Below are 12,004 nucleotides of genomic sequence, written 5' to 3' on the forward strand. Positions count from 1 at the left end.
TTGGGGGTTTGTGGCTGTGTTGCTTAGCCGAGTCGCTCAGCTAGTAAGCGGCAATGTTCCGGTTGCGCTCTGTCTTTGAACCAACCGTTGTCGGCGCCGCTATCGATGTTTCGTAAGCTGGCAAGCGAAGCACTTAGTGGTTAAGCGGCTTGCTCGATCGAGCCAAGCCGATCGCGAGAGCACGTTTGTGATGATTAGCGTTGCGTATCACAGAAAACAGACCCACGCATTGGGCCGGTGAGTTCTCGGTGATCGCCAAATCGATTAGCCCAGCTTCTTTTGCTGTTGGCGATGGAAGTGATCGGATACCGTCGCGAGGAACTCGGGTGTCATTTCATTCCAGTTGCGCCATGTGGGTACGCCATCTAGCCGCATGAACGGCACGGTGATGCCGAGCGACCGGGAGCGTTCCATCAGTTGCCGGTACTGCGGCGGGGCGCAGCCTTCGGTGGTGCAGAAGAGATGCAGGCGGAAGGGCTGCTTGTCGAGCTGGCCTGCAATGACGGCGTCGCTGAACGTCTCGTTCATGGGCACGACCAGACTGAACGCCTTCGGATGTGCAAGCGCGATGGCAAGCGGTCCATGTTCGCTGATCGACATGCCGCCGATCGCGCGTTGCGCGGGGTCGTTGGTCACCGGTTGTTGCTTGGCAAGCCAGGGCAGGGCAGTCTGCACTACTGCTTCGGCATACTTTGGCATTGCATGGCCCGCGTGCCCGCCGGGCAGGTATACCGCGAACGGGCGTAGCAGGCCTTGTGCGAGCAGGTTGTCCATGTATTGCTTGATGCGACCGTTGGTGGCCCATTGATTGGCGCGCATCTGATGGCCGTGCATCAGCACCAGAAGTGGCAGTTTGTCTTTCTCTCGCGTTCCCGGCGGGAGATAGAGCTGGCCTGGCAGGGTACCGCCGAGTTTTGAGCACGGAATGTTCAGGTCAAGCAGCTCGCCACGTGGCACCTTTGGCTTGTCGAGCCAGTCGCCTTCCCCCAGAAACAGGTACGAATGGCACTCCCCCATGCCCATGCCGTCTTCGGCCACGAGCGGGTTGAGCGGATCTGGGATGCGGCGGGTATCAACATCAAACTTGTAGTGCCACTGGCCGCGCCGCAGCTGCAGCTTCAGGTGCCATACGCCGTCTTCGCCGCGTGTCATCGGAACCTTGCCATCCTGCCAGTGCGTCATGTCTCCAAAGAGGAATACCTCTTTCGCTGAGGGCGCGTAGAGCGTGAACTCACATGGCAAAAGCGAGCCGGCAAGGTCGGATTGGGTGAGGATGAGCGAGTGAAGTCCGAATGGCATGCATACCTCCTGAGGCCCGCAATTCTAGCAGCGGGTCTTTGCGTCACTGTGGCTGCGACTGTTATGGGCGCTGTTGCGTTGATTCGGCGCAACAGGCGTTGCGGTCAACGTTATTTCGGCGATTGCTCTGCCGAACTTCAATGCTGGCCGAGTGGCGGGCATCGCGCCCGCGGCTCTTGCCTAGAGACCTCGGAACGGACCGATTGTTCAGTGCCCCACGCGTGCCTGGTGCGCGCGAGCGAGCTCGTCGCGCAGCAATTGGTATTGTGCGAAGCGGAGCGTTGAAATTGCGCCGTTCGTCAGCGCAGCCTGCAACGTGCAGCCAGGTTCGCTCTCGTGCCGGCAATCGCGAAACCGGCATTGCCCAAGATAAGGCCGAAACTCGCGAAAAGACCATGCAAGCGAGTTCTGATTGAGCTGCGCAAGACCGAACATCTGCAACCCGGGGCTGTCGATCAACTGGCCACCGCCCGGCAGGCGGTAGAGCCGCGAGAACGTCGTGGTGTGGCGGCCGGAGTCCAGCGCGGTCGAGATTGCTGCGGTTGTTGCATCGGCTTCGGGAATCAGCGCGTTGGTCAGCGTGGACTTGCCCATCCCCGATTGGCCAACAAGCAGGCTGGTTTCACCCGCCAGACGCGCGCGCAGGATCTCAACCGTGTCTTTTGCGCAAGTCTCGATCACCTCGTAACCCAGTTCGGCGAAAGGCGCCAGCAGCGCACGGGCGCCGTCCAGTCCGTCGGTCAGATCGGCCTTGTTCAGGATGATCAGCGTTTTGACTTCCTGATCCTCTGCCGCGCAAAGACATCGCGTGATCAGTTCTGGGCTGAAACTCGGCTCGGTTGCAACGACGATCGCAACCTGTGTCACGTTGGCGGCGATCAGTTTCAGCTTGAAGGCGTCTTCCCGGTAGAGCAGGCTGCTGCGCTCTTCCAGGCGTTCGATGACGCCCTGATCGCTGGCTGTGGCGCTGACCTGTACGCGGTCCCCGCAGGCGTAGCTGCTCTTCTTGGCCCGGGTGAAGCACAGGAGCCGCGCGCCGTCGGCCAGTTCGACCTCGTATTGCCGGCCGAAGGCTGCAACAATCGTTCCGTCGATGCCGGACTTCATGCGTTGCGCAGCTGCGCCACGCGTATCGGCGCCGGCGGGTGGGAGTCGTAGAACGCGGAGTAAAGGGGGTCTGGCGTCAGCGTGCCGGCGTTGTCACGGTAGAGCTTGACGAGCGCAGAGACCAGATCCTCTGCTTGCGCATGATGTGCGGCGTAGGCGTCGGCCTGAAACTCGTGTCGGCGTGACCACAGACTTGTCAGCGGAGTGAGCGGAAAGGTGAATACCGGCAAAGCGAATAGCACCAGTGCCAGTGCCGCAGCTTCGCCGTGAGCGTGCATACCCAAGCCGGCAAAGAACCAGTCTTCGCCCATCAACCAGCCGAGTAGGGCAAGTATTGCGAGGCTCATCGCTGCCATCACCGCCACGCGTTGCCAAAGATGCCGCAGCTTGAAGTGGCCGAGTTCGTGTGCGAGCACCGCTTCGACCTCCTGTGGGGTGAGGCGCTCAACCAGCGTGTCGAAGAAGACGATTCGTTTGGCAGCACCCAAGCCGGTGAAATAGGCATTGCCATGCGCGGAGCGCTTCGATCCGTCCATGACAAATAGGCCGGAGCTCTTGAAGCCGCAGCGCTGCAGCAGTGCTTCGATACGCTCCTTCAGCGGGCCGTCTTCGAGCGGGACGAACTTGTTGAACAGCGGCGCGATCAGGATCGGGTAGAGCACCATGATCAACAGGTTGAAGCTGAGCCAGAAGGCCCACACCCAAAGCCACCAGCGCGCTCCCGTCGCTTGCATCATCCAGAGGACGAGCGCGATGACCGGAAGACCCAAGGCTGCGCCGACAAGTACGCCTTTGGCGAGGTCGCCAACGAAGGTTGCGGGGGTGGTTTTGTTGAAGCCAAAACGCGCTTCGGTGACGAATGTGCGCCAGATCGAGAAAGGCAGGCCGACGGCGAACGATACGATGGCGATCAGCGAGAGAAACGCCACGCCGTGCCAAAGACCGCCCGCCTCAAACAGCTGCGCAGCGCGGTCGAACAGCCACTGCAGGCCCCCGCCCAGCGTGAGTACCAACAGCAGTGCAGTTTCGACGAACAACTCAACCGCTCCGACTGCCAGGCGCGCGCGCGTGTAGTAGGCTGCCTTCTGGTGCGCGTCGAGCGGGATGCGGTCAGTGAATGGCGATGGTACGGCCGCCCGGTGCGCGGCAACCGAACGCGCTTGTCGCCAAGATAACCACAGGCGCAGGCCGAGGGTCAGGGCGACGACGAAGAGGAATACAAGGGAAAAGGTGGCTGCAGTCATGGGCGGGGCGTTGAACCCAGAGCGAGGGGTGGCAACGCGTATGCGAGAATGGGGCTTTGAATCTGGAGTTTCCGATTATGGCACAGGATCCCCACAGCCTTGTCTGGGTGGATATGGAGATGACCGGGCTGGAGCCCGACCGCGACCGCGTGCTGGAAATTGCGGTGATCGTGACGGATGCGACGCTGGAAGTGGTGGCCGAGGGCCCGGTTCTGGTTGTGCATCAGCCCGATTCGGTGCTGGATGCAATGGATGACTGGAACAAGAACACCCATGGCAAGAGCGGGCTGATTGATCGCGTACGCGCATCTACGACCGACGAGGCTGCGGTCGCGCAGTGCATGATCGAGTTTCTTGATCAGTACGTGCCGCGCCGCACGAGCCCGATGTGTGGCAACTCGATATGTCAGGATCGTCGCTTCATGGCGCGTCACCTGCCTTCGCTGGAGGCGTGGTTCCACTACCGCAACCTGGATGTCAGCACCCTCAAGGAGCTGGCGCGTCGCTGGAATCCGCCGGTGTTTGCTGGCTTGAAGAAACAGGGCGCTCATACCGCGCTCGCCGACATTCGCGAGTCGATCGAGGAGTTGCGCTACTACCGCGATACCTTCATGCGCCTTGCCTGAGGCGCCAAGCGGCTCAGAGGCGCCGGTAAAGGGTGATTTGCTCGCCCGTCCTGCGCCTGCCGCGTGAAAGGTCCCAAACCGGCATCCAGGCGGCGCCGGGCTGCAAGGCTTGCGACCGTCCGCTGCGATAAACCACCAAGAGTTCGCAGCGCGTCACACCGCGCTCGGCGGCCTCGAATCGCAGGTTGGCAAAGTAAAGCATGGCAGCCCGCTGCGATTCGCCCATCCCACTCTCCGCAACGCAGGCGTGCGGGGTTTCGGCGATCCGCGATGCGAGATCGCTTGCGACGGATTCGTAGCTCTTGTCGTGATTGACGAACGGCAGGAACAGCGCGATCGCCAATGCCCATAGGAAGCTGGTGCCGACAGCCCAAGACAGGGGGCCGCGCAGCATTGAGCGCGGCGGCCGGGCTACCAGTGCGAGCCAGCCCAACGACAGCACGACGCCCACGATGACCGCGGCGACGGACAGCGTCGGCACATAATCTGGAACCAGTCGCGCCACGTTGCGGGCCAGCGGCGCGGGCCAGCCGAACTGCATCGAGTACCACGCCAGCCAGACGAACACGCCAAAGGCCAGGAAGGTCATGCGGCCGAACCAGTCAAACGCGCTGGCGGCTCCACGACGTAGCTTCAGTGCGCCGTCGGATGCGAGTAGTACCAGCGGTGGGATCAGAGGCAGCGCGTGGGCCGGGCGCAGCGGGCCGGTCGTTGCCACGAGCAGAAGCGCGAGAAGCAGGGACGCCAGTGGCAGCAGAATCCTTGCCTCCTTCAGCCGCTTGCGCTCATGCCAGGCCGTCCAGGCCGCGATTGGCCAAAGCGGCCACATGAACCAGCCGAGGAGTTCAAGCAGCTGACGGATATTCGTCAGGTGCGCGATGTGTGGCGTAATCGATTCAACTTCGTTCGACCACCAGAGATGCAGGTGCTCTGTGCGGAATGCGACAAGCAGTAATGGCCAAATCAGCGCGATCGCCGCCGCGATGCCTGCACCCAGCCCCAGCGCCCGCTTGCGTTCGGGCGTGCGACACTCGCTGCATAAGCCGGGGAGAAGAGCCCAGAGCGGCATCAGGATCAACAGCGCTGGCAGGCCGGCCGCGAGCATCGCCAAGCCGATGGCGCTGCCTGCGATGATTGCGCCGCGACGCGGCGTGACAAGGAATTCGGCAAAACCCAGGAAGGCCGCTGCCGTGCAGGCGAGCAGCGCGAGCTGCGGCTGAAACTCGTGCGCGTGGGTAAGCAAGCCGAGCGTTCCGAGCCCCAGCAGCACTGCGGCCCGGTCAGCTGGTGCACCATAGAAGTGGCGTGCGGTGCGCGCAATGCAATACAAGGTAATCGCGACACAGACGCCCGAGGCCAGTCGCGCCGCATTGTGAATAGGCAACGCCCAACCTAGCAGCTGGCTCAACAGCGCGCCGAGCCAGTAGTAAAGCGGCCCGGTATCGAAGGTTGGGCGGTCAGCCACGGCAAGCGTGAGCCAGTCGCCGGTACGCAGCATCTGATGGATCACGCCGAAGTGCGCAGCGTCGTCGCCGCGCCAGGGAACGTGGTCAATCAGGCCCGGCAGGGCGTATAGCGCGAACAGGGCCCACAGGGCCCATGGGGGGAGTGTTAGCGTCGAGGGCGCGCGCGTTTCGTTGGCCATGCGGGTTCTTCTGATTATTCTGAACGAGCGGATCGGTGCAATTCTAGCTGTTTGAACCTTGCGTCGCCGGTCGCGCGCGTCCTATGCGCGAATGCAAACAAAAAAGGCAGCCGAAGCTGCCTTTTTCGGAATGCCGAAGTCGGCTTAGCGGCCGTACTTCTGGCGGAAGCGTTCGACGCGACCCGCGGTGTCGACGATCTTCTGCTTGCCGGTCCAGAACGGGTGGCACTCAGAGCACACTTCAACGTGGTAAGCATCCTTGGCCATCGTCGAACGGGTCGTGAAGTTGTTGCCACAGGAGCAGGTCACCTTCACGTCGTGGTAATTCGGGTGGGTATCGGCTTTCATTTTGAATCCTTGTGCGCGCAGTCGGCGAATGTGACCGACCAAGTCGGAAAGTCGGCAATCATCCCATGCGCGAACGAGGCAAGTCAAGGCCTGCTGCGCTGGCATAATGCCCGCTGTTTCCGATTGTGATGCAACGAATGACACCCCCCCCCGTCGATTCCGGCGAAGAATTCCTGGTCGCCTGCCTGTGCGCGCAATGGTGCGGCACCTGCCGCGACTACCGTGCGGGTTTTGACGCGCTGGCGAGCGAGTTTCCCGGTATGGGTTTTGTCTGGGTGGATATCGAGGATCACGCCGATGCGATCGGCGATATCGACGTCGAGAATTTTCCGACGATTCTGATTCAGCGTCAGGACTCGGTGCTGTTTTTCGGTACCGTGCTGCCCGACCACGCCTTGCTCAGGCGTTTGCTTGAGACCTACGCTGCGCAGACGCCCGGTGAGTCGGAGCGTTATGCAGTGGCGACGCCCGAGCGGCGGGGCTGGCAGCGAGATGCAAATCTGCGCGCCTTGTTGCGTGCGGGTTGAAAGAAAAAGGCGGCGCCGTGGCGCCGCCTTTTTTTGGGCGAAGCGAGGACGCTCAGCCCTTCATGACAGTCGCCAGCGCGTCGGCGACATAGTCCAGATTCTTGCTGTTGAGCGCGGCGACGCAGATGCGGCCGGTCGAAACGGCGTAGATGCCGAACTCGTTCTTCAGCACGTCGACCTGGGCGGCCGACAGGCCGGTGTAGGAGAACATGCCGCGCTGACGCGTTACGAAAGACAAATCACGCGTCACGCCGCGGGCAGCGAGGCGCTCAGCTAGGCCCTTGCGCATTTCGCGGATGCGCACACGCATGCCGGCCAGCTCGTCTTCCCACTGCTGGCGCAGTTCCGGGTTCGACAGCACTGCAGCGACCACTGCGCCGCCGTGTGTCGGCGGGTTGGAGTAGTTGGTGCGCACGACGCGCTTCACTTGCGACAGCACGCGAGCCGACTCTTCCTTCGAAGCCGTGACGATCGACAATGCGCCGACGCGCTCGCCGTACAGCGAGAAGGATTTCGAGAACGAGCTGGAGACGAAGAACTGAAGGCCGCTGGCCGAGAAGGCGCGCACCGCGACGGCGTCGGCATCGATGCCATCGGCAAAGCCTTGGTAGGCCATGTCAAGGAAGGCTACGAGGCCCTTTGCGCGGCAGACCGCAACGACTTCTTCCCACTGCGCGTCGGTGATGTCGGCGCCGGTGGGGTTGTGGCAGCAGGCGTGCAGCACGATGACCGAACCGGCCGCAAGCGTTTCCAGCTTGGCCTTCATGGCGGCGAAGTTCGCGCCACCGGTGGCTGCGTCGTAGTACGGGTAGGTGTCGACCGGGAAACCGGCGGACTCGAAGAGCGCGCGGTGGTTTTCCCAGCTCGGATCAGAAATATAGACCGTGGCCTCCGGGTTCAGGCGCTTGAGGTAGTCGGCGCCGATCTTCAGCGCGCCGGTGCCGCCGAGGGCTTCGACGGTGATGACCTGGCCGTTGGCGATGAGTGCCGAATCCTTGCCGAACAGCAGCGCCTGAACGGCGTTGTTGTATGCGGCAAGACCTTCGATCGGCTGGTAGCCGCGAGCCGGCATGGCTTCCAGGCGTGCTTTCTCGGCGGCCTTCACGGCACCCAGCAGCGGGATCTTGCCGTTGTCGTCGTAGTAGACGCCTACGCCCAGGTTCACCTTGGTGGTGCGGGTGTCAGCGTTGAAGGCTTCGTTGAGGCCGAGAATCGGGTCGCGCGGGGCCATCTCCACCGCGGCGAAAATCGAGGCAGTCATCGGAACTCCAGTTGCAGGTTTGGGCGACAAACGGGGGGAAAGTCGCAGGAAATCAAGCTTTTAAGTTTAGCACGCGACCATGTGACTGTCGCCCGGGTGGCACTTGCATCTGGGCGTGGATTGCCGATATGCCGGCCCGAATCAAAGGATCAGCGACTTGATCGCGTCGTCCTTGCGGGCGAGGTAATGCGTCGAGTGGATGCGTCGGATCGTGCGCGACTTGCCACGGATCAGCAGCGTCTCGGTCGTCGCAAAGGTGCCATCGCTGGTAACGCCTTCGAGCAGGTCGCCCTTGGTGATGCCTGTGACGGCGATGATCACATTGTCGGTGCGAGCCATTTCGTCGAGTGTGAGCACGGTATTTACTGCGATGCCCATCTTCGCGCAGCGCGCCCGCTCTTCCGCGCCGAGCGCCACGTTCTCGGGTGTCGCGCCCTTGGCGATATCACGTGGGATCAGGCGACCCTGCATGTCGCCATCCAGCGCGCGGGCGACTGCTGCGGACACGACGCCCTCGGGCGCACCGCCGATGCAGTAGAGCATGTCGACTTCATTGTCCGGCATGCAGGCCATCACCGACGCGGCCACGTCGCCGTCGGGGATCGCAAAGACCTTGCAGCCGAGTGCATGCATTTCCTTGATCGCCGCCTCGTGGCGCGGTTTCGCCAGCGTGATCACGGTCAGGCGGTTGACTGGTTTGCCGAGCGCTGCGGCCACGGAGTGCAGGTTTTCTTCCAGCGATTTGTGCAGATCGATCGCGCCTTTGGCCGGATTGCCGACGATCAGTTTCTCCATGTACATGTCCGGTGCGCGCATGAAGCTGCCTTTGTCGCCCGCTGCAAGCACCGCCACCGCGTTGTTCTGGCCCATGGCGGTCATGCGGGTGCCGTCGATCGGGTCGACTGCGATATCCACGCCGTCGCCACCGCGGCCCACGTGTTCGCCGATGTAGAGCATGGGTGCTTCGTCGATCTCGCCTTCGCCGATGACGATCTCGCCATCGATCTGGATCTGATTCAGCACGAAGCGCATCGCCTCGACGGCGGCGCCGTCGGCCATGTTCTTGTCGCCGCGGCCGAGCCATTTATAGCCGGCAAGTGCTGCGGCTTCGGTGACTCGGGTGAATTCGATCGCAAGTTCGCGTCTCATGCTCTGGGATTCCTGTTGTGGGCCGTCTTGCTCGTGGCGTGTCGGCGGGTCAATTCAGGGGCGGCATTGTAAACGGGTCGGCGCGGTCCTGCCCGCGCCGACGAAACAAGCCGCGGGTGAACTTGCGATGCGGCATACAATCCAAGGTTCGGCCAGTTTTCTGGAGCGCCCCGTGATCGTCGAATTTCCAGGTAGCCCATTTCGCCTGCACCAGCCGTTTCCGCCTGCGGGCGACCAGCCCACGGCCATCGCCAAGCTGACCGAAGGCGTTGAGGACGGGCTGATGTACCAGACCCTGCTCGGCGTTACTGGTTCGGGCAAGACCTATACGATGGCCAACGTCATCGCGCGCACCGGCAAGCCGGCGCTGGTGCTTGCGCCGAACAAGACACTCGCGGCGCAACTGTACGCAGAGTTTCGCGAGTTCTTCCCGGAAAACGCGGTCGAGTACTTCGTCTCTTACTACGACTACTACCAGCCCGAGGCCTATGTGCCGAGCCGGGATCTCTTCATCGAGAAGGATTCGGCGATCAACGAGCACATCGAGCAGATGCGGCTGTCCGCGACCAAGAGCCTGCTTGAGCGGCGCGACGTGGTGATCGTGGCGACCGTGTCCTGCATCTACGGTATCGGCGACCCGGTCGATTACCACTCGATGATCCTGCACCTGCGTGAGGGCGAGAAGATGCCGCAGCGCGATGTGGTGCAGCGCTTGGTCGGCATGCAGTACTCGCGCTCCGATCTCGATTTCAAGCGTGGCACCTTCCGCGTGCGCGGCGATGTGATCGACATCTTCCCGGCCGAGAACGCCGAAATGGCGGTGCGGCTGGAGTTGTTCGACGACGAGATCGAGCACATCACGTTGTTCGATCCGCTGACTGGGCACTTGAAGCAGAAGCTCGGTCGCTTCACGGTGTTCCCGTCCAGCCACTACGTAACGCCGCGCGCGACGGTGCTCAAGGCGATCGAGGGCATCAAGGAGGAGCTGCGAGAGCGCATCGCCTTCTATGTGAGCGAGAACAAGCTGGTCGAAGCGCAGCGCATCGAGCAGCGCACGCGTTTCGATCTTGAGATGCTCACCGAGGTTGGCTTCTGCAAGGGCATCGAAAACTACTCGCGACACCTCTCCGGCCGCGCACCGGGAGAGGCGCCTCCTACGCTGATCGACTACCTGCCGCGCGATGCGCTGATGTTCATCGACGAGTCGCACGTCGCGATTCCACAGGTTGGCGGCATGTTCAAGGGCGACCGGGCGCGCAAGGAGAATCTGGTCGGCTACGGCTTCCGGCTGCCCTCGGCGGTGGATAACCGGCCGCTTAAGTTCGAGGAATTCGAGCGTTTGATGCCGCAGAGCATCTTCGTTTCGGCGACGCCCGCGGCTTATGAGGAGCAGCATCAGGGCCAGGTCGTCGAGCAGGTGGTGCGGCCGACGGGACTGGTCGATCCGGTGATCGATGTGCGGCCGGCGATTACCCAGGTCGATGATCTGCTGACTGAAATCCGCAAGCGCACCGCAGTTGAAGAGCGGGTGCTAGTGACCGTACTGACCAAACGACTTGCGGAAGAACTGACTGATTACCTGGGCGAAAACGGCATCCGCGTACGCTACCTGCATTCGGATATCGACACGGTTGAACGGGTGGAGATCATCCGCGATCTCCGCTTGGGCGAGTTCGATGTACTGATTGGCATCAACCTGCTGCGCGAGGGGCTGGATATCCCCGAGGTGTCGCTGGTGGCGATTCTCGATGCGGACAAGGAAGGCTTCCTGCGTTCCGAGCGCAGTCTGATCCAGACCATTGGCCGCGCGGCGCGCCATCTGCACGGCACTGCGATCCTCTACGCCGACCGCATCACCGACTCGATGCGCGCCGCGATCGGCGAGACGGAACGCCGTCGCGCCAAGCAGATTGCGCACAACGAGGCCAATGGCATCGTGCCGAAGTCGGTGCATAAACGGATCAAGGACATCATCGACGGCGTCTACCACGAGGGCGAAAGCAGCAAGGCGCTCAAGGTCGCGGAGGCCGACGCCGACTACGCGCTGATGGACGAGAAGGCGCTTGCGAAGGCGATCAAGAAGCTTGAGAAGGACATGCTTGAGCACGCGCGAAACCTGGAGTTCGAGAAGGCTGCGGCCGCGCGGGATGAGCTCTTCAGGTTGCGCCAGCGGGCGTTTGGGGCCGACCAGCACGGACTGCCGTGAGCGTCAGTAAGCACTGATCTGCCGGCAGCCGGCGGATCAGGAAGTTTCAAGACAACAACGAGAAAATTTCAGAGCATGAAGCGCGTACTGTTCATTTGTACCGGGAATATCTGTCGCTCGCCGACGGCAGAGGGCGTTGCAAGGGCCATGATTGACGCCGCCGGTGCCGACGTGGAGGTAGATTCGGCGGGCATTCAGGGGCTGCATGCAGGGGAGGCGCCCGATCCGCGCTCGCAGCGTGCGGCGAAGCTCCGTGGCTACGAGCTTGGCAAGTTGCGCGCACGCAAATTGGTGGCGGCTGATTTCGAACTGTTCGATCTGCTGGTCGCAATGGATCGCGGTCATCTCGCTCACATGAAACGAATTTGCCCGCCGGGGCACGCTGCCAAATTGCACTTGTTCCGCGATTTCATCGCTGAAGGTATCGGGCTGGATGTGCCGGACCCTTACTACGGCGGTGAGGCGGGCTTCGAGCATGTGCTCGATCTGTGCGAGGACGGCGTCACGGCAATGCTGGCTGCGATCAAGGCTGGCAAGCTGTAAGTCGTAAGGCCGCCCCGAACCGCGAACCGAAATGAAAAAGCCCCGTTTG

General features: G+C 62.2%; 11 protein-coding genes. 4 read left to right on the forward strand and 7 right to left on the reverse strand.

The genetic code is table 11. The features are described from left to right. Nucleotides 1–264: 264 nt before the first annotated feature. From ACE3P0_RS03315 to ACE3P0_RS03325, 3 genes are all read right to left on the reverse strand, one after another. Nucleotides 265–1,299 (reverse strand): alpha/beta hydrolase-fold protein, encoded by a 1,035-nt coding sequence (locus ACE3P0_RS03315; RefSeq protein WP_374399769.1) that lies wholly within the window; start codon nucleotides 1,297–1,299, stop codon nucleotides 265–267. Between the two features lie 207 nt (nucleotides 1,300–1,506). Continuing rightward, complete coding sequence (gene rsgA / locus ACE3P0_RS03320; RefSeq protein WP_374399771.1) at nucleotides 1,507–2,406, reverse strand: ribosome small subunit-dependent GTPase A; 900 nt, start codon at nucleotides 2,404–2,406, stop codon at nucleotides 1,507–1,509. After that, entirely contained in the window at nucleotides 2,403–3,650 is a 1,248-nt protein-coding gene (locus ACE3P0_RS03325) for a M48 family metallopeptidase (RefSeq protein WP_374399773.1), read from the reverse strand. The genes rsgA and ACE3P0_RS03325 overlap by 4 nt, the downstream gene beginning before the upstream one ends. A 77-nt stretch (nucleotides 3,651–3,727) precedes the next feature. On the opposite strand from ACE3P0_RS03325, the gene orn reads away from it, so the two are divergent. Continuing rightward, the gene (gene orn / locus ACE3P0_RS03330; RefSeq protein WP_374399775.1) at nucleotides 3,728–4,276 is read left to right on the forward strand and encodes an oligoribonuclease; all 549 of its coding nucleotides are present in this window, start codon (nucleotides 3,728–3,730) and stop codon (nucleotides 4,274–4,276) included. Nucleotides 4,277–4,289: 13 nt separating this feature from the next. Here orn and ACE3P0_RS03335 read toward each other — a convergent pair whose 3' ends face one another. Then, nucleotides 4,290–5,921: an ArnT family glycosyltransferase gene (locus tag ACE3P0_RS03335; RefSeq protein ID WP_374399776.1), complete on the reverse strand. Its 1,632-nt coding sequence runs from the start codon at nucleotides 5,919–5,921 to the stop codon at nucleotides 4,290–4,292. Between the two features lie 144 nt (nucleotides 5,922–6,065). Continuing rightward, a complete protein-coding gene (rpmE, locus tag ACE3P0_RS03340) occupies nucleotides 6,066–6,269 on the reverse strand; it encodes a 50S ribosomal protein L31 (protein WP_172197803.1) in 204 nt (67 codons plus the stop codon). Between the two features lie 137 nt (nucleotides 6,270–6,406). On the opposite strand from rpmE, the gene ACE3P0_RS03345 reads away from it, so the two are divergent. Beyond that, entirely contained in the window at nucleotides 6,407–6,796 is a 390-nt protein-coding gene (locus ACE3P0_RS03345) for a thioredoxin domain-containing protein (protein WP_374399779.1), read from the forward strand. A 52-nt stretch (nucleotides 6,797–6,848) separates the two neighbouring features. Here ACE3P0_RS03345 and ACE3P0_RS03350 read toward each other — a convergent pair whose 3' ends face one another. Together ACE3P0_RS03350 and glpX are read right to left on the reverse strand one after the other, a co-directional pair. After that, complete coding sequence (locus ACE3P0_RS03350) at nucleotides 6,849–8,057, reverse strand: amino acid aminotransferase (protein ID WP_374399781.1); 1,209 nt, start codon at nucleotides 8,055–8,057, stop codon at nucleotides 6,849–6,851. A 141-nt stretch (nucleotides 8,058–8,198) separates the two neighbouring features. Next, nucleotides 8,199–9,206, reverse strand: a complete 1,008-nt coding sequence (gene glpX, locus ACE3P0_RS03355; protein ID WP_374399783.1) for a class II fructose-bisphosphatase — start codon at nucleotides 9,204–9,206, stop codon at nucleotides 8,199–8,201. Between the two features lie 127 nt (nucleotides 9,207–9,333). Here glpX and uvrB point away from each other — a divergent pair, with 127 nt between their 5' ends. Beyond that, on the forward strand, nucleotides 9,334–11,412 hold the full coding sequence (gene uvrB / locus ACE3P0_RS03360; RefSeq protein ID WP_374399785.1) for an excinuclease ABC subunit UvrB: 2,079 nt from the start codon (nucleotides 9,334–9,336) through the stop codon (nucleotides 11,410–11,412). 75 nt (nucleotides 11,413–11,487) lie between these two features. Next, entirely contained in the window at nucleotides 11,488–11,955 is a 468-nt protein-coding gene (locus ACE3P0_RS03365) for a low molecular weight protein-tyrosine-phosphatase (RefSeq protein ID WP_374399787.1), read from the forward strand. The last annotated feature ends 49 nt before the right edge of the window (nucleotides 11,956–12,004 follow it).

This window comes from Niveibacterium sp. (assembly GCF_041909475.1).
In the GTDB taxonomy this organism is placed as follows: Bacteria; Pseudomonadota; Gammaproteobacteria; order Burkholderiales; family Rhodocyclaceae; genus Niveibacterium.

Bases quoted from the DNA above. Each gene is read 5' to 3' on its own strand.
- ACE3P0_RS03315 (WP_374399769.1), bottom strand. From the start codon at position 1,299: ATGCCATTCGGACTTCACTCGCTCATCCTCACCCAATCCGACCTTGCC.
- rsgA (WP_374399771.1), bottom strand. From the start codon at position 2,406: ATGAAGTCCGGCATCGACGGAACGATTGTTGCAGCCTTCGGCCGGCAA.
- ACE3P0_RS03325 (WP_374399773.1), bottom strand. From the start codon at position 3,650: ATGACTGCAGCCACCTTTTCCCTTGTATTCCTCTTCGTCGTCGCCCTG.
- orn (WP_374399775.1), top strand. From the start codon at position 3,728: ATGGCACAGGATCCCCACAGCCTTGTCTGGGTGGATATGGAGATGACC.
- ACE3P0_RS03335 (WP_374399776.1), bottom strand. From the start codon at position 5,921: ATGGCCAACGAAACGCGCGCGCCCTCGACGCTAACACTCCCCCCATGG.
- rpmE (WP_172197803.1), bottom strand. From the start codon at position 6,269: ATGAAAGCCGATACCCACCCGAATTACCACGACGTGAAGGTGACCTGC.
- ACE3P0_RS03345 (WP_374399779.1), top strand. From the start codon at position 6,407: ATGACACCCCCCCCCGTCGATTCCGGCGAAGAATTCCTGGTCGCCTGC.
- ACE3P0_RS03350 (WP_374399781.1), bottom strand. From the start codon at position 8,057: ATGACTGCCTCGATTTTCGCCGCGGTGGAGATGGCCCCGCGCGACCCG.
- glpX (WP_374399783.1), bottom strand. From the start codon at position 9,206: ATGAGACGCGAACTTGCGATCGAATTCACCCGAGTCACCGAAGCCGCA.
- uvrB (WP_374399785.1), top strand. From the start codon at position 9,334: ATGCGGCATACAATCCAAGGTTCGGCCAGTTTTCTGGAGCGCCCCGTG.
- ACE3P0_RS03365 (WP_374399787.1), top strand. From the start codon at position 11,488: ATGAAGCGCGTACTGTTCATTTGTACCGGGAATATCTGTCGCTCGCCG.